The 24,108-nt window shown below is 42.2% G+C and carries 17 protein-coding genes; 1 reads left to right on the forward strand and 16 read right to left on the reverse strand.

The window, feature by feature from the left end:
• The 15 genes from SNE26_RS09090 to SNE26_RS09160 form a co-directional block, all read right to left on the reverse strand.
• On the reverse strand, window positions 1-891 hold the full coding sequence (locus tag SNE26_RS09090) for an NmrA/HSCARG family protein (RefSeq protein WP_321559039.1): 891 nt from the start codon (window positions 889-891) through the stop codon (window positions 1-3).
• An 840-nt stretch (window positions 892-1,731) separates the two neighbouring features.
• Window positions 1,732-2,100 carry a nuclear transport factor 2 family protein gene (locus SNE26_RS09095; RefSeq protein WP_321559040.1) on the reverse strand — a complete coding sequence of 123 codons (369 nt, stop codon included), beginning with the start codon at window positions 2,098-2,100 and terminating at the stop codon, window positions 1,732-1,734.
• A 19-nt stretch (window positions 2,101-2,119) separates the two neighbouring features.
• Window positions 2,120-2,770 (reverse strand): NAD(P)H-binding protein, encoded by a 651-nt coding sequence (locus SNE26_RS09100; protein ID WP_321559041.1) that lies wholly within the window; start codon window positions 2,768-2,770, stop codon window positions 2,120-2,122.
• A gap of 235 nt (window positions 2,771-3,005) precedes the next feature.
• On the reverse strand, window positions 3,006-3,743 hold the full coding sequence (locus tag SNE26_RS09105; protein ID WP_321559042.1) for an SDR family NAD(P)-dependent oxidoreductase: 738 nt from the start codon (window positions 3,741-3,743) through the stop codon (window positions 3,006-3,008).
• A gap of 60 nt (window positions 3,744-3,803) precedes the next feature.
• The gene (locus tag SNE26_RS09110; protein WP_321559043.1) at window positions 3,804-4,496 is read right to left on the reverse strand and encodes a type 1 glutamine amidotransferase domain-containing protein; all 693 of its coding nucleotides are present in this window, start codon (window positions 4,494-4,496) and stop codon (window positions 3,804-3,806) included.
• Between the two features lie 144 nt (window positions 4,497-4,640).
• On the reverse strand, window positions 4,641-5,222 hold the full coding sequence (locus SNE26_RS09115) for a Crp/Fnr family transcriptional regulator (RefSeq protein ID WP_321559044.1): 582 nt from the start codon (window positions 5,220-5,222) through the stop codon (window positions 4,641-4,643).
• A 369-nt stretch (window positions 5,223-5,591) separates the two neighbouring features.
• A complete protein-coding gene (locus SNE26_RS09120; protein WP_321559045.1) occupies window positions 5,592-6,509 on the reverse strand; it encodes a TIM barrel protein in 918 nt (305 codons plus the stop codon).
• Between the two features lie 163 nt (window positions 6,510-6,672).
• A complete protein-coding gene (locus SNE26_RS09125; protein WP_321559046.1) occupies window positions 6,673-8,907 on the reverse strand; it encodes a pyrroloquinoline quinone-dependent dehydrogenase in 2,235 nt (744 codons plus the stop codon).
• Window positions 8,908-9,077: 170 nt separating this feature from the next.
• Entirely contained in the window at window positions 9,078-11,534 is a 2,457-nt protein-coding gene (locus tag SNE26_RS09130) for an alpha-rhamnosidase (protein ID WP_321559047.1), read from the reverse strand.
• A 109-nt stretch (window positions 11,535-11,643) separates the two neighbouring features.
• Complete coding sequence (locus tag SNE26_RS09135; protein ID WP_321559048.1) at window positions 11,644-12,897, reverse strand: cellulase family glycosylhydrolase; 1,254 nt, start codon at window positions 12,895-12,897, stop codon at window positions 11,644-11,646.
• A gap of 220 nt (window positions 12,898-13,117) precedes the next feature.
• A complete protein-coding gene (locus tag SNE26_RS09140; RefSeq protein WP_321559049.1) occupies window positions 13,118-14,596 on the reverse strand; it encodes a RagB/SusD family nutrient uptake outer membrane protein in 1,479 nt (492 codons plus the stop codon).
• A 13-nt stretch (window positions 14,597-14,609) separates the two neighbouring features.
• Entirely contained in the window at window positions 14,610-18,002 is a 3,393-nt protein-coding gene (locus tag SNE26_RS09145) for a TonB-dependent receptor (protein ID WP_321559050.1), read from the reverse strand.
• A gap of 258 nt (window positions 18,003-18,260) precedes the next feature.
• Complete coding sequence (locus SNE26_RS09150) at window positions 18,261-19,277, reverse strand: FecR domain-containing protein (RefSeq protein ID WP_321559051.1); 1,017 nt, start codon at window positions 19,275-19,277, stop codon at window positions 18,261-18,263.
• A gap of 235 nt (window positions 19,278-19,512) precedes the next feature.
• A complete protein-coding gene (locus SNE26_RS09155; protein ID WP_321559052.1) occupies window positions 19,513-20,100 on the reverse strand; it encodes an RNA polymerase sigma-70 factor in 588 nt (195 codons plus the stop codon).
• 179 nt (window positions 20,101-20,279) lie between these two features.
• Window positions 20,280-21,305 carry a GntR family transcriptional regulator gene (locus tag SNE26_RS09160; RefSeq protein WP_321559053.1) on the reverse strand — a complete coding sequence of 342 codons (1,026 nt, stop codon included), beginning with the start codon at window positions 21,303-21,305 and terminating at the stop codon, window positions 20,280-20,282.
• A gap of 177 nt (window positions 21,306-21,482) precedes the next feature.
• Here SNE26_RS09160 and SNE26_RS09165 point away from each other — a divergent pair, with 177 nt between their 5' ends.
• A complete protein-coding gene (locus tag SNE26_RS09165) occupies window positions 21,483-23,069 on the forward strand; it encodes a glycoside hydrolase 43 family protein (protein WP_321559054.1) in 1,587 nt (528 codons plus the stop codon).
• 30 nt (window positions 23,070-23,099) lie between these two features.
• Here the strand turns inward: SNE26_RS09165 and SNE26_RS09170 are convergent, their stop codons facing one another.
• On the reverse strand, window positions 23,100-23,888 hold the full coding sequence (locus tag SNE26_RS09170) for an NUDIX hydrolase (RefSeq protein WP_321559055.1): 789 nt from the start codon (window positions 23,886-23,888) through the stop codon (window positions 23,100-23,102).
• Window positions 23,889-24,108: the final 220 nt, after the last annotated feature.

The following is a 24,108-nucleotide window of genomic DNA, read 5'->3' on the forward strand; positions in this document are numbered from 1 at the left end:
TCAATTGTTTTGACTTAACCATTCTCGGAGCGTCACAAATTCGCGGTCGGAAATCTCTTTTGCCGATTCGATACGTGAAGTTGAATTTGGTCCCATATATGTGTGCTTTTCAAAATACCCGAACATCTCTGCTAATTCCTTTGCTCCTTCAAAAAAGGTTGAAAACATTTCAGGTGTCACTTGTGAAAAGGTGTAGTCTTTGCCATGATGTTTATATGCTTCAATAATATCATTAAAGCTGTACAAGTCTGTTGCCATTGAAAGGTAATCACCATTTCCAACTTTTTCGGGTTGCAAAAATGCACCTGTGACAACTTTACCAAGATCATTAATGTCCGACATGTGAATCGCTTTTGTCGCGGGGTCTATCGGCAGTGTCCAACCGATTGTACCATCCTGTTTGGGCTGTGGACCAAGTATTCCGACAAGATTTTGGAAATAAAATGGGGGTTGAACAAACGTTGAGTATTTAAAGCCAGCATTTTTTACCAAATCATCTACTTTAGCTTTGCCGGTAAAATGGGGAACCTCAAACGTTGCTTTACTAATGATTTCAACATCTGGAAGTGTTGACCAAATGAAATGTTGGACACCCGTCGCCTTAGCTGCTTTAATGGCATTTTTACCTTGGACGATTTCATCAGCACCTTCCCAAAAGTTGGTCACCGCAAATACACCATAAACGTTAATAAAGGCATCTTTTAATGATTGTAAATCTTTTAAATCTGCATAAACTACTTCCTGTGCCCTACCAGAATATTTTTCCGGATTACGGGTTATTGCTCTTACATTAAAAGAGCCCTCATTCACAAGAGTGTTTACGATAGCATTGCCCTGTGATCCTGTTGCACCAATTACTGCAATTGTCTTTTTTTTTATTTGATTTTCCATTATAATTATTTTTTTCAGAAAACCTGTTTGCTTTTCATTTATGATGATAGGAATACAATCCTTTCAAAGTCAATAAAAAACAACGGGTATTAATTGACATATTATCCTTATGAATACTTAATTCATTCTTTATTCGTAATTCATTTGCAGTGTAAAATTGAATCAAAAAGAAGCCTTAAAGCGATGATGTTTGATAAAAAAAACCGTTGATAAATATCAACGGTTTTTCTTCGATCTGAAATTTAAAGGTCAATAGAGCGCTTAAAACATTCCATTGGGATTGGCTGCAGGAATATTGGGTGCAAGCCAGGGTGCGGCGTTTTGAGGTGTGCCGACAAGCTGTAAACAATCTCAGTGTTCAAGAGCCTTGCCTTCGTCATTCATAAGAAATATATCGACATCCGCAATTCCCGTGTCGTTCGGATCATCGTCGAAAAGGTTCAGGAAATTAACATGAGCAAATACATAATCATCCACGGCAATTATCTTATGTACAATTGCACGCGCGAAGGGGCGGGCGCGCAAGGCAACTGCACCGTTAATCGCAGAACTTCCGCCTAAAATTTTGCCCTGGGTGCATCCGATACACGTCCGAGAGCCCCCTTTTCGGTTTTATAAGCCCAGTCGTGTGTTGGATCTCCGCCAAGAACATCACTACTTAAAAGCACAGAAGAATAGTCCCAGAGCCGATATGCAGGACTATTTCCGAAAAAGCTGGATTTGAAACTACAATAGCGATATGCTTTGTCCCTGAGAGATTGTTCGGCTTAGGAAGATCAACTGTCTAAAACGACAGTAATAATGCAGAAAAAAATACCGCTGTAACCACTGATCGTTCTTTCATTTTTGTATGTTAACAAACACATAAAAAGATTTTATTTTGTCATCTTTAAAAAAAACGATGTCTGTACCTGTTAGTACCGATGGAGCACCTGTTGGACCAACACCCCATTCCAGTTTACCAACATCGTTGTGCAAGACAATGGGTATTGATTGATTTATTGAAAAATCAGGAGGGAGACTATTTAACAGGCTGGCAACTTTTTGACTGATTGCATCATATCCTGAGAAAGTTTCATCGTCCATGTCAAACATTACGATATCCTCCGCATAAATGCTTTTTATGGCTTTCATTCTAAGTACTTCATCACGTTGATTCCAAACTTGGTTTAAATGTTCTACCATCAATTGTTCTAATTTTTGCTTCATACTATTTATTTTTGTTGATTTAATAGCCAATTGTAAACGGTTGCCCTAAATATTGTTGGTTTTCAATCTCGTCGACCAATGCAACCGCGTAGTCCTCGAATGAAATCGTGCTTTCTCCTTTTTTATCAGCAATCAGGTTGGTAGTGCCTAACCTGAATTTGCCGGTGCGTTCGCCAGCCTGTATCATTGCAGCCGGATTAAAATAAGTCCAGTTTTTTAATCCTGAATTCTCATAAAACTTCTGCACTTCTCCATGCGCAAAAATTGGCGGATAATATTCACTTGGTATTTTACTCATAATGTCGGCATTATCAAGCATCCTTACACCAGGTGCAATCTCATTATTAGTACCTCCGCCAACGGCAATAACTCTTGTTTGCTGTTGGCCTTTTAATGCATTGATTAAGTTTTGATGAGCTTTTTTGAACTGTTCCGGCGTTAGCCCAGTATAAAGTGATATTGCCGATACAATAACGTCCTTACCCATTATTAATGCGGGTAGTTCTACCTCATTTAGCAAGTCCCCTTTAACAACCGTTAAATTTGCGTTCTTCAATTTTAGAAGTTCCGGCTTGCGTTGCACAGACGTTACCTCATGTCCTCGATTCAAGGCTTCGTTTAAAATCCTCTGGCCAATATTGCCAGTTCCTCCAAATAATAAAATTTTCATGTTTCTTAGTTTGTGCTATTTTGTTGTTGAAATAACAATGCGAAATTGATTCAAAACCAAGTCATAAAACGATGAGAAATGATAAAAAAACCCATTGATAAATGTCAATGGCTTTATCTGAAGTAAAATTTAGCCCGAAGCATATTTCTGAGAGCTAAACTTCCACCAATTATCGTTTTCAGTTGATGAGCAACTCTTGAAGTAAGCACAACTCTGATAAAAAATGATTTTACTTTTACCAAGGGCTTATTTCGGTTGCATCCGTTATATCGTTACTAAAAAACTTACCGGTTGGTCCATTATCATCAGTTAGTGTATGTTTAATGATAAAAGCAGCTGCACTTTCGATTGTTCCTGTCCCTGCATGATAATTGAAGTCCGTTGCAGTAAAACCAGGATCAATTGCATTTACTTTAAAAGGCAAACTTTTTAGTTCATAGGCCAAAAGAATGGTGAAAGCATTCAAAGCTGCTTTTGAAGCTACGTAAGCAATCGATTTTACATCATAAAATCTCCAACTCGGATCGCTGTGTAAAGTTAAAGACGCGAGACCTGAAGTGACATTGCTGATACGTGGACTTTCAGACTTTTTAAGTAGCTCTAAGAAGGTTTGTGTAACACTGATTCCTCCAAAAAAATTGGTATCAAACACCTTATGAATCTCGTTGATAGGTGTGCCAACGGCAGTTTGAGGCTGAGGTCCGAGTATGCCTGCATTATTTATCAAAATATCCAATTTACCTTTTTCCTTTTCAATAATATTTTTCGCAGACAAAATAGTATCAGGTTTAGTAGTATCAATCTCGATCGCCTTGATATTTTTAAAACCATTTTCTTTTAGTTCTTTTATAACTGCGTTTCCCTTTTCAAGATCACGACTCCCCAAATAAACAAACAATCCCTTGTTTGAAAGTTGCCTTGCAATTTCCAAACCGATACTTCTGTTGGCTCCTGTTATTAATACTGATTTCATTTTTCCTTACTTGTTAATGTTAGTTGAATCTGATTGTATTCTAATAGGTTTTGGGTTACTTTATTTGTTCAAAAGTATTTTGGACACCTCTTCCCCCACACCTCCTGCCGAACCTGGATTTTGTCCGGTAACTAAGCGACCATCCACGACAACGTTTTTTGACCAATTGGCTGCTCTATTATATAGTGCTCCATGATTTATCAATGCTGTTTCCAGAAGAAAAGGAACTATATCCGTAGCTTGCACTTCGGCCTCTTCTTCGTTTGTAAAAGCCGCTACATTTTTACCCGAAACTAAATAGGAAGCATCCTTTAATTTTACATTAATCAAGGCAGCGGGTCCATGGCATACTGCAGAAACTACTCCGCCAGTTTCATAAATCTCACGATTTACGCTCTGGATTTTTTCATTATCCGTAAAATCCCACATGGCGCCGAGACCACCGGCATAAAACACCGCATCATAATTTGAGGATTTGATTGCTTTTATACTTGTAGTGTTTTTCAATGCTTCCCGGAACTTCGTATTATTCCAATAATGAGTATTTACCGGGTCATTCAAGTCTAAGCTCATAGGATCAATCGGCGGTTCACCGCCATTTACAGACGCGAGTTCATATTGTAAACCCGCATTTTCAAATTGCTCCAAAGCATGAGTTAATTCACTAAACCAAAATCCTGTAGGTTGACTGCTTGCGCCTTTGACATTATTACTGGTAACAACGCAAAGCACTTTTTTAATGATATTATTCATTTAGTTTAAATTGTTATGTTAATCCGTCATTTGGATAACAAAACAAAATTGCATCGAAAGCAAGCTATTCTACGTTGATAAATGATAAAAAAAAGCGTTGACAAGTGTCAACGCTTTTGTAAAAATCAAAATTTAAAACAGAAGTTATTTCATCGCCTGTTTTCTAATTCTGCTTAAAGTTTCTTTGGTTATGCCCAAAAAAGAAGCAATGATATGTTGGGGAAATCGTTGAATAAATTGGGGGTGGTGGGCAGCAAATTCTTCATAACGTTTTTCCGCCGTATTGCTAATGGTAGAATCTAATCTTCGTTGAGAGGAGATGAAACTTCTTTGGTCCATGAATCTTGTCATTTGTCCAAATGCAGGCATTTTTTCGATCAGGTCCAGCATATCAGCTACTGTGACAATGAGCAGTTCGGTATCTTCCCAGGCATCAATATTATACTTCGATGGTGTGAGCATAACAGCACTTTCACGATCGCACGCCCACCAATTTTCAAGGTACAGATAAACAATATGCTCTACACCTTTGGTGTCAACGCTGTATTGTCGCATAGCACCTTTTACAATAAAACCAACGTATTTGCTCACATCACCAGACTGCAAAAGGTATTGTTTTTTTCTTAACTTTTTGGGTTGAAAAGCTCTTATAATCAACGCTTCTTCCTCTTTCGTAAGTGGCGAGGTGGCACGTTGGTTAATATAGGCTATAAGGTTTTCATGCATTGATTATGATTATTTATTAACTCAAATATATATTTCATTTTTATAATACTAAACCATCCGGCGACAATATGTACACTATTCCATTAGAACCCCTATTGGTATTATCTTAATTTCACTAAAATGCTTAGCTAACTCACGGGCTTACCGAAAAGCTTTTATAGGAAAAAAAACAGCCGGATTCCAGCCGGGTAAGGCCATGTATCAATTAAAGGCATTGGCTGGTGATGTCGTAAGGAAGTTATAAAGAAAAAACCAATATCTGATTAAAACGGCAAGATGTTTGGAAAAGTGGAAAACATCAGCAATTTCGAATAAATTCAGTGATGTTGCGATCCCTTAAGTGTTCTTCATTTGTAAAATAAGAGGTTATTAAAGATTACGGAGAAGGTCGTTATAATAACTGATTTCCTTAATCACCGAAGGAAGATTACTCGGTCTGACATCTGCGTCGCGCTCAATATATATAAATCCTTTATAGTTTTGTCTTTTCAATTCCTCCAAAACGGCTTTGAAATTTACAACTCCTGTACCCAGATCGACATCACGTGCATTTGGATCGTTCATTTGACTGGCATCTTTAAGATGTATGGCGAGGATATGTCCTTGCAATTTCTGTAATCCGGAGACTGCGTCGACGCCACTTTTTGGCCAATGCCCCAAATCGGGACAAGCGCCGAAATTAGGATGATTCTTAATCGCAGCTAAAACTGAGTCTGGACTCCAGAAAGCACTTTTTCCTTTCCAATGGTTGTGAATTGCAACTTTAATATGAAAAACTCCGGCTAAACTGTCTATGCTGTCCCAAAGATTCCTGGGAGGTTCCGCAGTAATGAATTCACATTTTAATTTTTTGGCCTGCAAAAATCCATTCTTCCAGCTATCTAATGAGCTTCCTCCAAAAACATAAACAGACCTGATTTTTATATGATGCTTATCAAGGTACTTATTAAGCTTTACGAGTCCTTGTTCAGATATTTGTGAAATATACCCTTTCTCTATTTCGTCGCCGATTTTTTGAAAAGACGCAGCTTCTATGTAATGAACCCCGGCGCTGTCCGATTTACTAATACCTTCTGCCAGTGTAAATCGGTGGAACGTATAAATTTCAACACCAAGCTTCCATTTGTTACTTACCTGGGAATAATCATTAATCCATGCCACCAAAAACCCACTAGATAACAAAATCGCAATTATGGTATAACTTTTAATTCTTTTCATATCGATTAATATGTATTTTCTTTCTGGTTTGGTATATTTCAAACGATCGACCGTATCACCAAATCCCATTGATATTTGAAGTAAACAGGGCAGCTATGATCCCGGCTGATACGCGGATTTTGCCTCCTATCACGAACCTATCCGTATATGGCAACAACTACGGGAAAGACTGATCATCCCCGCGATCAGTTTTATTTTTTTCAGTAAAACCCGGTTCGAACCCGCTATTTACTCATTTATTGTCAGGAAGAGCGAAAGCCATATAAGAATCCCCCGAAGGCTTCCCTAACTTTCCTCCGCCACAAGCTATTACTAAAAACTGTTTCCCCTGTAATTCATACACGGACGGTGTCGCAAAACCGCAAGCCGGCAAATCAAACTCCCACAATAATTTACCGGTCTTCTTGTTGAAAGCCCTCATTTTTGAATCGCTTGTTGCCGCTATAAATAAAAGGCCACCAGCTGTAACGGTTGGTCCTCCATAATTCTCGGTTCCTGAATGTATGCCTTTTGCCTTAAGTTCGGGATAATCTCCCAACGTTTCCTTCCAAACCAGTTCACCGGTGTTTACGTTAATTGCACTTAATGTCCCCCATGGTGGCGCGACAGCTGGGTACCCCTCTTTTGTTAAAAATTTATTATTTAAACGGGTCAGGTAAGGCATCTTAAACCATTCGTCTTCGGCTTGTCCCGATGGAACAAATTTTTTGTTTTGATCCGTCTTGATATCAAGTACAAACGCGGCAATAGCTTTCCGTTGACTTTCAGGCAAGTGGCCGAAACCCGGCATCATTCTTCGTCCAGCAGCTATAAGTTGCAAGAATTCGGTTTGCTTGTATTTTTTATTGATTGCGATAAGTGATGGAATATTGCCTGCGCCTGATCTATCTGCACCGTGACATCCCATGCAATTTGCTATGTATAGTCTTTTTCCGGCCATCCTGATGGTTTCATTAGATGGTGCCGTTTTTCTGGGCTGCTTTATCGCCGCGGGCTGCTTTGTTCTCACTGATACGATCGGGTTCCCCGTTTCCCGCATGGCCACCGCCCAGGGTACTTCACTTGCGTTTACATAGAGTAGCCCAGTAGTGGGATCATATGCCGGTCCACCCCATTCAGCACCACCATCGGTACCTGGAAAACTTATCGTTCCCTGCAAGGAGGGAGGATTGAACATATTTCCGGTATTGTACCCCGCGAGCTTTTCTTTAATCATCTCATAGGAAGATGCCGGAACAATATTATTGAGGTCTTTTTCTAAAAAAACCTGACGAACGAAAGGTTTTGGAAGCGTTGGAACCGGCTGTGTGGGTGATAATTTCTCTCCCAGCAATCCACTCACCGCCGGTACCGGTTTTTCCTCAACCGGGTAAATTGGCAAACCGGTGTTTCTATCAAGGATAAAAACGAAGCCGGTTTTAGTGACTTGAGCTACAGCATCTATTTTTTTTCCACCTTTTGTTATTGTTAATAATACCGGAGCAGTTGGCAGATCCCTGTCCCAAACATCATGATGTACTGTTTGAAAATGCCAGATACGCTTTCCTGTCGCTGCATTTAACGCAACCAGGCAATTAGCGTAAAGGCTATTACCTGTTCTTCTGCCACCATAGTGATCAAAAGAAGCCGAACCAATGGGGGCAAATAAAATCCCCTTTTGTTCATCCAGGCTAAAACCAGCCCATGAATTGGCGCCTCCAATATGCTTATATGCTTCCTTATCATCCCATGTGTTATACCCATACTCTCCCGGTTGTGGTATAGTATGAAATATCCAGCGTAACGCTCCGGTGTGTACATCGTAAGCTCTGATATGACCGGGTGCCGCTGCTGCATCTTCTGATACTCTTGTACCTACAATGATCAAATTTTTATAAATAGTGCCGGGACTGGTTGATGCTACGTAAAGATTCTTTACATCTCGGCCTAAGTTATCATGTAAATCAATCTTTCCTGATTCACCAAAACTGGTAACGGGTTTCCCCGTAGAGGCATTAATACAATATAGATTTGACGATGCTGAATAAAAGATCCTTTGATCATTCTCTCCTCCCTTGTAGTAAGTGACTCCACGACAAACATTCATATTAAAAAAAGCACCCACCGGACCTTCTGACTTCACCGGCACCGGATCAAATGACCACCTTTCTTTGCCTGTTGCAGCGTCCACCGCAAATAATTTTAACTTCGGGGATACCCCATACAAAATCCCATCAATGATTATCGGATTTACCTGTATCTGTGTAAGGTTACCAGCATCTTGCGTATGGTATTGCCACGCTACCTGCAGTTTTGAAACATTGTTGGTATCAATGTCCGTTAAAGAAGAATAATGATTATGCTCATTATTCCCGCCGTAAACTTTCCATCCTTGATATGACTTTTCATTATCTGGCTTAAATGAGACGTGGATCATCAAAATACATAGGATAACGAATCCGGTTCCTATAAAGTAATACGCTTTCATTTTTTATTGTGTAATTGAAATGATTCTAATGCCATTTGGCAATACCGATCTATATTGGTGTTCGGAATTAAATTCCAGACGAACAAATGTGCTTTATTTCCGCTGATATACCCTCCTTGACCTACCCCTACCTTCTCCTGCCTTCCTGAAGAAATCAATTGATTACTGGCCTACCTGATAATTTTTTGAGATGACTTCATCACATGCCCGACATATTTAAATTTATTTTCACCCGACACCAATGGATAAGCTACTCCTTTCCATATCAAGATTCCGGAAGTTTCTGACGGTAGAACAATATTAATATCCTGATAATTGGCTTTATGCAGGTATTTAACTGAAATTTTTCCTTTAGGGTGCGGGATCTCACCGCCGATATCATTCCACGAGCTGTTTCCCAAATGTGGTTCAATTTTAACTTTTGTGAATCCAGGGGCATAACTATCTATCCCCAAAACAGTTCTGTAAAATTCTATATTCGGACTTGCGCCCCAGGCGTGGCAGTCGGACCGGGTGTAATCGAGGTCTGAAGTTTCCGCCCAGGTGGTCAAACCGTTAGAAATATTCTTACGCCAGATATCCAGCCAATTCATATAATCATTACCCAGCCCCGCTTTCACAAGCGCCTGGTGCAAATAGTATTTAAAATAGATAGTACACGCAGTTAATGACGAATCTTTTAATATTTTTTTGCTGATTGCCAGCCATTCCGACTTATTTCCGAGACCAGCAAGAATCGCAAGCGAATTGGTGTGCTGAGAAAACAGATCCTTATCTTCATTATCTGCATAAAGTTGTTTGAAACGGTCCCAATAATGCTCGCGGATGGACTTTTTAAGCTGCTCGGCTTTACCTTTGTATAATGTTGCAAATGACGCCAACCCGAGCTTCGCTTCCATATCTGCAGCAAGTTGATAAGCCAGCAATAGCTGTAGGTCTAAAATCGCAGAGCCGCCGGATTTCCCGATGGGCGGCACCCCCTGCTTCCAGTTTTTACCCTTCGCCCAGTCTACAAAATTCCAATAAGGCACATTTCTTAAAGATCCGTCTGCCTGCTGGTACCTGTTAAAGAAATCGAGCACGGACCTTTCGCCGGGCAGCTTATCCTTGATAAAATCATTATCTGGGCGGTACATCCAATAATCATGAAGAACCCCTATATACCAAAGTGAAAAGGTTGAAATAACCTGAGGGGTAAAAGAAGGGTGTCTGCTAAAAGTAAGGCCTTCCGCGATACGGGAATGGTCCATCTGATTGATCGCATTCCGGGCAAGGCGGTCGTCGCCGCTGTTATAATAGGAGATCAGGGCTTGTATTCGTGTATCCCCAATATATTGGAGCTGTTCGTAATAAGGGCAATCCATATACGTTTCCAAAGCATCAAGCCTTGCCGTACGCCAGCCGATATCGAGTATCTTCTTCATTTCTTCGTCTTCCGTTTCCAGGCTGGAATTCAAACGGAACGGGTAAGCGGTAAAAGTGCCGAATATATCATCGATTATGAGCGGACTATCCTGCGTAAACACGCTTAACCGGATATACCGGAAGGTCCTCCAGTAGCGGGTTTCAAAAGTTTGGCCTTCAGAACCATCCGAAACGATACTGTCCCGTCTTCCTGCGATCACCTTCCCCTGTATTTGGTTACGGTTACCCTTTTTGCCCCCGAATGCATTCAACTGATCAAAAGGGGCTTCAGCATAAGTGAGGGAAATACCGGCATCTTTTCCACCGCTAAATTTTAAAGTTAAATATGCAGTGGTCAGGAAAGTCTGATCAAGCAATAAAGTTGCATAAGTATGAGGCGGGATCGTAACCGCCTTTTTAACAAGGGGAAATGAATCCGGTAAAGGAATACCTTCGGCATTCCTCAGTGCCGGAGTCCGTTGTAAAGTCCGTTCCATCTGCGGAAGGGAAGATCGGACCAACATCCAACCAGCTGCGTCTGGAGTGCCTTTTGGTTTTCCCCGGTCAATCGATTTTGCAGCAGGCCAGTCGTTATCATCAAAAGCAGGCTCCAACCATCCTTTTGTCATTTTCTTCATATCAACGATTTCGCCCGGATCAACGATATACCAGGCCGGGTAGCCAATGCCGGGTAGCGGCGAATAGGCAGCGCTCCTCAAACATTTCCACGAACGCCCCGAATTGACTACCGATTCAGCCGGGCCCTCTCCCTGTATGATAAAAGCGGTTCTCAGCGAAATTTGGGCCTCGGGCCGGTAGTCCCCATCGTTCCAAACAATCGCGCATACATCGTTTACTCCCCGGCTTAAATACGGAGCGAGGTCAACGGTTTCATAATTCCAATAGAATAAGTCCCCCCGTGCAGGACCGATGGAAACCAGCGTGCCATTTACATATAATTTATACCGGTTATCAGCAGAAACTTTAACCATGAATGCTTCAGGCTTCGTAATGAGTTCAATTTTTTTCCTGAAATAATAAACACCATATTCTTTCCCCGGATCGGCTGATGAACAGATCCAGGAAGCTTGCCATATTTTCTCAGGAACGGTTTTCCCGTTAAATGCTACATTAGTTTTTGAGGACTGAGCCTTCAGGATAGTTAAGGGCTGCGCCCATGACAGGACAACAAAAAAAATACAGGTGAGTTTAAATTTTGGCATAACCGGACTTATAGCTATAATTTGATAAATTCATTGTGGAAAACGTAGGTCTCACCGAAAGCAGTAAATGAACTAATTGCTGCCAGGCAACAGAAAAAAGGCGATCTGATTAAAACCCCAATCCCTCGATATAGCCCTTATTTGGAAAATTATTCTTGAACCGGGCATTTTCCAAAAATTCGTTCAGGGCTTTCCGTACCTTTTCCCTGTCGGGCATGTTCTTCCGCATATTTTCATAAGAACTCCTGTCACTTTTAGCATAAGCGGAAATCAGCGCATAGTCCGCAGGCTGTTTAAAGTTCATGATGCCGCGCGAATCGTCCATTTTCTTATAAGGCCAGTAAGCCCAGTTCATTTGATTTTCGTCAAGCAGCTTCGTAAATTGCTTAACCCACTCATCTGTATTCTCACCAGTTTCCCCAATATAAACCGGCACATGGTTTTTGTTTCCAAAATCTATGTATTGCTGGATGGCTTCCTGTTTGATGGTAAAATGGTATTTATGAAATTCATAAACGATGTTATTATCGGGCAGGGTCTCGAAAACCCGGAAATCCAGGGCCCAGTTGGAACCGCTCAAAAATATGATGTGCTTTTTATCCAACTTCCTGATGGCGGATACCATTCTTTTATAGATTAAAAACAATCGATGGTTGTAATCTTTCACCACGTCGTTAAAATAACTGGCGAACGGCTCATTAACAACATCATAACCTATTACTACAGGTTCGTTCTTATAATGAGCTGCAATTTTCGTCCAGATACCTGCCATTTGGTCCTGGCTTGATCGGCTAAAAAACAACCAGGGATATCCTGAACTATCATCGATATTATAGCCTGTTTGACCCCCGGGTGCGCAATGCATATCCAATAGTACATAAAGCTTTTCCTCCCGGCACCAATTGATCACCCGGTCGATGTACTCAAACCCGGCATTTCGCTTTCCCAAATACAGATCGCCGGTAAAAAGCTGGTAATGGAACGGCAGCCTGATGTGATTGCATCCGATTTTTCCAAGGAACCTTATATCATCATGAGTTATGTAGTTGTTAAGGTACCTGTCCCAAAAGGCAGCGGTACTGTCAGGGCCGATCAGCTCCAACAGAAGCTGGTTAATCTGGGCTGGAGCTCCCACCTGGTCTGTTTTGAACATGTAGCCTTCGGGTACCAGCCAATTTCCAAGGTTCGCACCTTTTAACCTGATCGGACGATTATCAGGATCCAGGATTTGCGTTCCGCTTGTTCTGCAGAGCTTAACCTGGTTTCCTGCCGGATGAAGCGACCTTTTTTGAGCCCAAAGTTGGGTTGAAAAAAAAACATAGCAACAAAAGAGACACAAGGCAAAAATGAATCGCTTTTTCATAGAATTTTATGCGTTAGAAATGTTGGGGTTGAGGAAAAAGTGTTCCGGATCTCATGCCGGAACACCATCAACTAAATCTCGATCAACGATGTGTTTATTGATCTCAACAAGCCATTTTTCTCAAGAATGGCTTGTTTTTTAATGCCCCGGCCGCGTTGGCCAACCGGTTAAAAAACCGGCCGGCCTGACTGTGTCGCGGAGCATAGGGTAAATTACTTACTTAATAACCAGGGTTCTGGGTTAAATTTTTATTGAGCTGAATGTCTTGAAGTGGGATAGGATATACGAACTGATGTTTATCAGCGTTCAGGTTGTAGTTCAGATTTGCGCCGTGGGAATTGACCTGACTGTTCATCAGTGTTACCAGGTTTATGGTTCCGTTAGCATCAGCACGCAAGAGGTCATTCCAGCGAACCTGCTCATGCGCAAGTTCGAGCCTTCTCTCATTTAGTATGGCCAGCGCCAGTTCGGTTTTGGTCGTTGCGATAGTGCCCGGCAAATTGGCCCTTGTGCGCACCTGATTCATTAGCGTTATGGCAGTACCGGTGTTGCCCAGCTGGTTATTGGCTTCCGCGGCAAGCAACAGGATATCGGCGTAACGAATCAATAAAAGATTATCAGAGCTGGCAAAGCCTTCGGCATCCGGCAATTTGACGATGAATGGGATCGGTGCTGCCGCATCCCACGCATTAAGCGGCATATTGAAAGAAGCATTTGCAATCTGCCAGTTGAATGTAGACTTGTAACGTATGCCCTGGTCCCCGGCTGCCTTGAATGCCTGGATCAGATCAAAGGACCCGATATCGCGTTTGGGATACTGATCGGCAGCAACCCAGACGAACAGTTCAGGTCCAAAAAAATTATACGGACTGCCGCCGGAAGGGGCCTGAACTTCAAAAATCGATTCTGGTGTATTTTTGTTTGTCCTACCGAACAATTTGGAATAATCACTAACCAGGGAATATTTACCGCCACTGATCACCTTATTGCAATAGGTCAGGCAATTCGTATAATCTCCCATTTGGGCATAGGTTTTTGCGAGCAATGCATCTGCAGCACCTGCTGTAGCGCGCCCGGCCTGTCCGTTAAATGGCGTTTCAGGCAATACACCCTCAGCAAATTTCAGATCAGCAATGATCTGTGCGTAAACTTCAGCGGCAGTGTTTCTTGCCGGGTAGAAGTTCCCGTTATTGGTCACTGACAAAATGATCGGAACACCGCCGAACTCAGTTACCAGGTTGTAGTACGCTAGTGCGCGCAGGAAGCGGGCCTCTCCCAGGATCTGCTCTTTCCTGTTTGTTCCTGCCCATGAAGGATCATTGATCGGCGGAATGTTATCGGTAACCGCATTGGCAGCAGTAACATGGCCAAAGAGATAAGTCCAAGCGCCCTGTATCGCCGCATTTGATGAAGTATAGGTGAAATTTTCCAGGGGTTGTTCTGCAGTCACATTATCCCCGTTGACATAGCAGTTATCCGACTTGCCGTCAGTCAGCATAAAATTATCGTATTGATAATAACTAACAGTAGCCAGTTTGTTATATGCGCCGTTCAAAAGATTCTCAGCGTCCTGGGCCGATTTGATAGATCCTGCTGCTAAACTCGATTCAGGCGCTTTCTCCAAAAAGCTCTTTTTACAGGAAGAGAAGATTACTCCAAGGATTACCAAATACTTGAATAATGATTTATATTTTTTCATGATAATGTCTTTATTAAAATTGAACATTGATGCCAGCCGTGAAGATTTTCGCTGGCGGATAAGTGCCCCTGTCAACTCCCAGCGAAAGTAAGGAAACACCTGCCCCGGCGTTCACCGCCTGGTTATTTGTTCCCAATCCATATCCGTTCACCTCGGGATAATAACCTTTGTACTTAGATATGATGAACAGGTTCTGGGCGCTTACATAAAATTTCGCCCCAGCCAAACCAAGGGTTTTCAGGAAACCTTTATCAAATTGGTAGCTTAGCGTTACGTTCCTCATGCGAATGAAGGAGCCATCTTCCAGGTAATTAGAAGCGATACGGCTTTGCAATAATGCAGCGGCCGCGGTATTGGTCGTACCGTTACCAAGCGCCCTCGGAATATCGGTAATATCACCGGGTTTTTCCCAGCGCCTTAATACATCTGTACTCTCGTTGGTATACCCGGAAAGTGCTTCCGTTTCCATCCTGGTCGCGTTATAAACTTTATTTCCCTGCACGGCATCCATCAGGACAGACAGACTAAGTGCTTGATAAGTGAAGGTGTTCGAAAATCCGAAATTGTATTTAGGGATAGCAGAACCCAGGTTTTGCGGGTTGTCGCTATAAACAAAATTACCTGTCTGCGGATCAACACCCTTGGTCTGGTATCCCCAAAATGTACCCAATGGATAACCATTCTTAATAATCTGGGTGTAAATAGGAGCCTTGCTGCCCCCGATGGTCAAGGGGCCTGTTTGAAAAGAGATTGTCGGATCTATCCCGGAGATCAGGTTTTTATTGTATGACGCATTAAAATTGGTACTCCAGGAAAAGCTGCTGCCTTTCAGAACATCAGCCTCGATGCCAAGTTCAACTCCTTTATTGATATCATTACCCGGCAAATTCAGCGCGGTAAATGAACCGCCTGTTGTCAAAGGTAATTGTTGCGTAAAGATGAGGTCCCTGACCTTTTTGTGGTAATAATCGACCGTTAATGTTACGCGGCTTTGAAAAAAGCTTGCATCAAAACCAATATTAGTCTGTTGTGCTGATTCCCATTTCAGGTTTGGGTTTCCAAACTGGCCGCTTGGGTTGATGCCCGGGATTGCCGCACCGCCGCCGTAAGCGTAAGGCGAGCCAGCATTCAACAAGCTATAAGAAGGGTATAACATGGTAAAAGGCGGCAGGTTACCTGTTTCGCCCCAACCAGCCCGGATCTTCAGGTTCTGAACCCAGGTCACATCCTTCATAAAGTCTTCGCTGGATACCCGCCAGCCTGCGGATACCGCCGGGAAATTGCCCCATACGACGTTATTTCCAACCCTTGACGAGCCGTCCCGCCGAAAAGTAGCGGTCAGTAGATAGCGGTCATTATAAGAATAATTTACTCTTCCGAAATACGAATTCGTAGACCACTGAAAATTGCCGGAACCGATCACAAAATTAGAGCTCGCGCCATTCAGGGTTTGTACCGCATTGCTGGAAAAACCATTACCAGAAGCATTAGATGTACCGATTTTTTCTTCCAATGCAGATGTTCCTGCTACAACATTAATAGAATGGCGGCCTAAAATCTTGTTATAAGTCAGCGTATTGTCCCATGCCCAACGTGAAACTTCGGAATAATTGGTCCTGCCGGTACCGGCATTTGACAGCCCGCTCAAACTGCTATAGGGATCCTGAAAATAATCATATTTTGAGTTTTCCACAATAACGTTCAGTTGGCTGCGGTATTTCAAATCGAATGGTAGTTTCACATCGGTGTACACGTTACCCAGCAAATTGTTTCCGATTGTCTTGTTTGTATTATTATAAATATCCGATATGGGGTTTTCACCGGAATAGAAATTACTGGTACCGTAAACTCCAGGATTAGGGCTGCCTGTCGGCATCCTCACCGGTATATATTGTGGTGTTACCAGCGCTGCTATGACAACACCGCCAAAATTAGCCGACGCGTTATCGGTAACTGTTCTTTGAGTGGTGCGGTTATAGCTGAAATCACCCCCTATCTTCAACCAGTCGGTTGCATTTTGTTCCGCGCTGAACTTGGCTGAATACCTTTTGTAGCTTGAACCGACAATGATACCGTCCTGGTTCAAATATCCGCCCCCGAGGTAAAATGTGCCTTTTTCAGAGCCGCCTGAAGTGCTCATATTCACCCCTGTCTGCATAGCGTTGTGATAAACCTGGTCCTGCCAGTTATTATTGGTATTTGTAAGATCATAATAAGCCGGAATCTTAAGGTCGGCACCGGTAATTTCCTTTTGCAAGGACAGGAACTGGGCATTGTTAAGTACAGACAATTTCTTAACAATTTGTTGCATACCCGTATAAAAGTTAATATCCGTCCTCGGTTTTCCTTTGGTCCCATGTTTGGTGGTGATGATCACCACCCCATTGGTTGAACCTGCTGCACCATAAATACCAGCCGCGGATGCATCCTTGAGGATACTCATAGATTCAATAGTATTCGGGTCGATCGCCCTGATATCATTTGCCAGTACGCCGTCAACTACATATAAAGGCTCCCCCCCGTTTGGTGATCCTATACCGCGGATCTTTACGGACAGGTCACCGCCCGGCGCACCGGAAGGGATTGATACCTGGACACCGGCTGATTTGCCTGTTATAGCCTCAACAGCACTGACAATGGGCCTGCTGGAAATATCCCTGGTACTTACCGTTGAAATCGCAGACGTGATATCCTTTTTCTTTTGGCTACCGTAACCTACCACGACCACCTCGCTTAAAGCCTGGTTACTTTCCTGTAAAACCACATCAAGCGTAGTACGGTTATTAACATGGAGCTCCTGGGTAACAAAACCAATGAAACTAAACACCAGGGTACCGTCTCCATTGGCTATTTTAATGGAATAAGTGCCATCCGCCGCACTGACTACACCACCTGTGCCGTCTTTGGGTTTGACCGTAACTCCGGCTAAAGGGATTCCCTTCACATCTGTGATCTTACCTTTCACCGTTAAATCCTGAGCCTGCCCTGACTGGATAATGCCTGCCGTTTGCAGTTTCGGCTCGATCAGGATATAACTATTTTCCTGCCTGAATTCAAGTTCGGTTTGGGCCAGTAGAAGCCTCAGCAATTTTGAAACGGCATAGGTACCGTCCTTGATGGTCAGCTGCTTATAGGATTTGATATCTTCACGTTTATAGGCAAAGCGAAATGTAGTTTGCTTTTCAATTTGTTTAAAAGAATATTCCAGGCTCTTGTTGGTAATGGACATCTGGACCTCTGTCGTTTCAATATCCTGGCCTTTGCTGCTTCCGGCCATTAAAATTCCGCAAGAAGTAAAGATTATGGCAAGTGTAATGGTTGTGTACCGCATAATACGCACAATAGAGATAATCGGCATCCGGCATCCCTTAGGAACGGCCGAATTGGCGAACAATAAAAATTTCATTAGATTTACTTGGTTTAAATGTTTTCGAAAATTCGTTTAAATGCACAGCCGCATTAGCGCACTTGGCGGTACGTTAATGCAATTACTAACCGCTTGTGGCTACCACCACAGCGGTTATTTTCTTTAAGAAGTTTTACGGAAGGCGTAGAATTTGCATCATAATTTTAAATTTATCTGGTTTATATAAAACGGTGTATTGGCGGACACCGAAGGTTAATTCGTATATATTCTCATTCAGGATCAAACCTGCACAGCAGTTTATTTATGCTTCCTTCCGCTTAATATGATGGTATTACGCTCTATCCGATATTTGAAGCCGTTCAGATGACTGATCACATCCATCACTTTTGTTATTTTCTCTCCTTTGAGGAACGAAACGTTAAAACGGTAGTTTTTAAGTTCGGGGGTCTCAAACCTGAATTCGACATTGTACCAGCGGCCGATTATTTCAGCAGCTTTCTCCATAGTCACATTATCCAGTATCAATTCCCCGTCCTTCCAGGCAACCAAATCATTTGCGTTCACTTTGCCCAGCGTCAGTCTTTTAGTTTCGGCATTGTAAACAAGATTGTCGTTTGGCAGCAGCACGCAGATCTTTTGAACGCGGTCAGCTACGCTGACCTTTCCTCGGAGAACGGCCACGCTTACTTCGTCCCTGTGATATGACTCAATATCAAAGGCCGTTCCGAGCACCTGGGTATTAATCCCTCTGGCGTGTACAATAAAGGGCTGATCAGGGTCATGCACCACGTCAAAGAAGGCCTCTCCTTCGAGGAAAATATCCCTCGTTTTACCAGCAAATTTTTCTGGAAACCGGATCTTACTGTCAGCATTCAAAAACACGATCGAACCATCAGGCAACCTGAGTTTTACTTTTTGGCCCTTCGGAACAATCTTTTCAAGGTATGCTATCTGTGGAATATCCTGGTTTGCCCGGTATATAAAATATGCAGCAATAACGGACGAACATGCCATTAACAGGCTTGCTGCAATTCGCAGCCAATGCCTCGCCGGTTTCAGCTCCTTTACCGCTGTTTTATCGGTCTGAAAACGGGGGTCAGCAAGGATCTGATCAAATACACGGCTCCTGTCAATTTCAATGAAAGATATTCCGGTTTCAAGTTTGTCCCAAATATTATCCATAGCTTCAAACAACTCGTCGTCGGATGAGGAATCTGCTATATATTTTTTAAGTTCACGATACTCCTTTTCCGAGATCGAATTATCTGCGAACCGGGAAAGCAACTTAAATAAATATTCCTTATTTATAGACATTCAAACTGGCTTATTGGTGGTTTATATAAGAGAATACACGCGATGTAAGTCATCGTACTAGTCATTTAAAAATAAATTTTCAATACCGCTGCATTACTAAAACTGACCATTCAATAATGACTGCAAGACACCATGCCACGTGGGATGTTTTGTTAAAAAAATAGAATTGCGGTTTGCCGGCACTCAAAGAATAATAAGCGGTTAGGAATAAACCGGGATCAAAGCCATGCGAAGCTCATGGCTTAAGCAATGTATGAATAGCAATTATGTATAAAATGTGGTTTTTATCAAAATGCCCTCTGAGATTCTTGAGGGCTTGTACCAGGTGATTTTTTACAGTGTTCCGTGAAATATGCATGCGCTCCCCGATTTCGTCGTGACTCAGCCCCTCGAGCCGGCTTAGGCGAAAAACCATCTGTTGTTGCTTCGGCAGTTTCGATAAGATCTCATCAGTTACTCGCCTGAGGTCATCAAGCATTATCCTTTCTTCAGTATCGTTATGGATATCGTTTAAATCACGAGAAAAATCACGGAAAGCGGCATGCTGGTTAACGGATTTACGCAAAGCATTAAGCGTTAGCCTTCTTGCAATCGTATAAAGCAGCGCGTTTATAGGATACTGGTCTTCCAGGGTTTCCTTCTTTAACCAAAGCTGTAAAAACGTTTCCTGTACTATCTCCTCGCTGCCTTCTTTATTTTTAAGGAATTTGTAAACGAAAGCGTAAATCTTCTGACTTTGATTTTCATAAATTAAACGAAATGCATCGGCATCACCATCGCGTAAACGTGATATAACAATAGCACCTATTGGTTGCACTAACATTAATTTAAAATAAGAATAACGGCTCGAAACGTTCGAAATATAATACTACGACAAATTTCAACAATTATAATAATAATACTATCCCTTACCCTCGGTATCGCGCTGATAAGCTTAACGCTACTCTGAAACAGGATTAATTCAGGCTGTTGAGCAATGAGTAATTAACTGCATCCAGGCTTTTACAATGAATTCCTCACAATGACCTTAAATGGTATTGCCAGGTGCTCTTTTCGGTTTTCCAAAATCATTTGCGCTGTTTTCTCCCCCATCATTCTAAAATCTGTCGATATTGTTGTTATACCTTTTAGAATTATCTTTTTGAGCGAGGTTTCGTTGTATGAAATGACGCCAATATCTTTCCCGACCTCCAGATGATTACCTATCGCCATTTCGATCAACTCCACCAGGTCATCTTCCATCAAGTTAATATAAACTGTTCCCGGCTCCAGATTTTCACCGCAAAGGCAGCCGATGACACCGTAATCGAAAGCATATTGCTGGCAAAAACTGATAAAACCGCTCAGTATCCCTTTGGAATAATAACTGTTCGGCGGGAATATGATCTTCAGTGTATGGTATTTCGCCAGTTGCTCTACCAACTGTTGCAAAGCTGAATAGATATCCTGTTCAAAGTCCTCATACACAGAACCGAACTGGCCTGAAATATCGGTAATTAGTTTATCCATCAATATCAGCTTGTCTTTCGGTAATTGATCAATGATCTTTTTAGCTTCTTCCTCATTTTCAAAGAAGTGAGGGACGATAACAATTTTTGAGTATTGTTCTATATTTTTCAGCAGAAGCCTTTTGAAACAGTTGAAATCGTTATTATAAATATAAAAATCAATTGTAGCGTTTAGACCTAATGTTTCGGCCAACGAATCATAAATGATCTTTTTATGACTACTTAATTTATTAAACAACAGCAAAATATTAACAGGTTGTTCAAAATGAACATTGGAGATAAAATATCCCTTTCCATTGATCGAGTTCAGCACTTTAACCTTTTTCAATTCATTGTAGGCCCGCTCTATCGTATTTTTTGACACTTCCAGAGCGATACTCAGGTCATATATAGAGGGAAGAATGTCATCTTTTTCAATGACCTGATCCTCAATTCCACGAAGTACAGAATTATAGATCTGTATATATTTCGGTGTGATCGAAAATTCATCGATCTTAACAATTTTCAAATAATTCTTCATCTTATTCCGTCCTAAATACGGAATAAAAGTAATTTTAATTTTATTAAAATCCTAATGCTTACTCAAATTAATCCGGGCGGCGCTTAATTAAGGGAAGGTACAGGAGGGTTTCGTGATTATGGTGTACTACTTTTATCCCTATGCGGTATCCCGCAGAACAATTATAAAAGAATTCCGATGCGCCATATTACATACAAGCTCTTAGCTAATTGCTTGTTAACCTTTTTCATACACATCAGCTGCGAGGCTCAATATACGGGAAGCCGGCAAGCCGGTTGGGGCGACCAGAGGGACGGCACTTTTAGAAACCCTATCCTAAATGCGGATTATTCAGACCCGGATGTAATCCGTGTTGGCAAGAAATTTTATATGGTTTGCTCAGACTTTCATTTTATGGGTATGCAAGTGCTTGAATCTACTGACCTCGTGAACTGGCACCTGATTAGTCAGATCTATCGCAGCCTTCTTATCGACAGCAGCTATGACGCGATGTCACGGTATGGCAGCGGAAGTTGGGCGCCCTCCATCCGTTTCCACGATCATAAATACTTTGTCTTCTTCTGTACACCGGACGAAGGCTTGTATATGAGCAGTGCTGATGATCCGGCGGGTCCATGGTCTCCTTTGACCGAAGTACAGCGGGTAAAAGGCTGGGAAGATCCGTGCCCTTTTTGGGATGACGACGGGCAGGCCTATCTCGGGCATAGCAAAGTCGGGGCGGGACCAATCATTATCCATAAAATGACCAGTGACGGCAAGCGGTTATTAGATTCCGGTAAAACAGTATACACGGGAAAGGCCGCGGAAGGAACAAAGATCTATAAGCGAAATGGCTTAATGTACCTGATCATTCCTGAGGGCGGTGTAGGCAATGGCTTTGAGACCGCGCTACGAGCAAATAATATATACGGGCCTTATGAACGAAAGATCGTTTTAGAACGGGGCAAAACAAAAATCAACGGCCCCCATCAGGGAGGGATGGTTGAACTGGAATCCGGCGAATCATGGTTTATCCATTTTCAGAATGTCGGAGCCATAGGCAGAATCTGTCATTTGGAACCGGTACAATGGAAAGATGACTGGCCATTCATTGGCAAAGACCTCGACGGGAACGGAGTAGGTGAACCGGTAACCATCAACCGTAAGCCAGTTGTGTCCCTTCCAGGAAAGATTACTGCACCGGCTACCACGGATGACTTTAACGGGAAGTCCCTTGGCTTACAATGGCAATGGAACCATAACCCGGTAGACGCGAACTGGTCTTTAAGTCAGAAAAAAGGCTTCCTGAGCCTGCATGCGATGGGCGGCGCTGATACAAAACACGCCAGGAACACCATCACCCAAAAATTGATGGGAAATCAGGGTGAAATCACCACTTTGCTGAATACTTCACAAATGGCCCCGGGACAAAAAGCGGGTCTATGCTTATTTGGCAATTACCTGCATGAGATCGGTTTGCTTAAGACTGACAGCATAATACAACTCTATACAGAAAACCGGGGAATCAAAACAGCTGGCCCTGTCCTCCGGCAAGCAAATATTTACCTGAGGATATCAATAGATGTAGATGGTGACCATACGAGCCTGCAATACAGTTTGGACGGACGAAACTTCACTAAACTGGGGGTCAATTGTGAATTATCCCGGTTTAATTCCTGGAAAGGAATGAGACCGGCATTATATTCTTACAATACCCTTGGCGACGGCGGTGTGGCACTTTTCGATTGGTTTAAGTATCGTTACGACGGTCCGGGCGGCAACTAGCCCCGAAATGAGGATCATTGAAAAGTACGGTTAAAATGCGAGTTCAACGCCGGTTTTAAGCCCTTCCTCATACTTAGCCTTGTCAAATTTATAAAGAAATGGGGAGCGATGCGCCCCGATCTTTTTTGTTTCGCTCAATTTAATAATGATACCTGTTGCCAGCAGGCGCTTGGAAAAATTCCTGTCATCGAGCGTTTTACCCAGTATGGCTTCATACAGACTGTGAATCTCCGGCAAGGTGAATTTTTCCTCTAAAAGCTCATAACCGATCGGGTAATGCGCGATGTGCAGCCTTAAGGCATTCAGGGCTTCAGCGATGATCAGCTGATGATCAAACATCATTGGTGGGAGTTCAGATACCGGCCACCACTGGATATCAGCTTCATATATTCCTTTTTTTAATTCAACCTTGGAAAACTCGGTCAGGGTATAAAATCCTACGGTCACAAAATAATCGAAGATCCAAAGATCCTCAGGAATTTCCATACCTGCCATCTCGCTGACGAGTTTGGCGGTAAACCCATTGTCAACAACTCTCTGAGGATTGCCAAACGCGCGGAACTGTTGTAGAAATAAATTCTTCAACCCGGTCCTCGATAGGGCGACCCTGTTTGCAGCTTCTTCGATACTTTCCGTCCTTTTTATATATCCGCCCGTAACGGTCCATTTATCGACCGCAAAGGGTTGTTGGAGAAGCACCTTCAACTCTTTATCATGATAACCAAAAATCACATTATCCACCGCAACATTACGAAGGTAATGTTGAGAATGATTAACAATATCGTCTATTTCCGGTTGCCCCATATTTATTTTAACCATAACAATCCGTTAATTGATCAAGAAATTTCGTTTTAGCAAACTTACAATTTAATACGTAAAAATTACGTATTAGCATTTGCTAATTTAACATTTATGCATTAGTTTTATTCCGTCAATTATACGGAATAAAATGAGAATATTTAATAAACTTTTAAAAACCAGGAATTTACCGCGAAAAACTGCAACGAACAACCGCTTTTTAGCAATAACATGCGTCCTT

The sequence above is a fragment of the Mucilaginibacter sp. cycad4 genome (assembly GCF_034263275.1).
In the GTDB taxonomy this organism is placed as follows: domain Bacteria; phylum Bacteroidota; class Bacteroidia; order Sphingobacteriales; family Sphingobacteriaceae; genus Mucilaginibacter.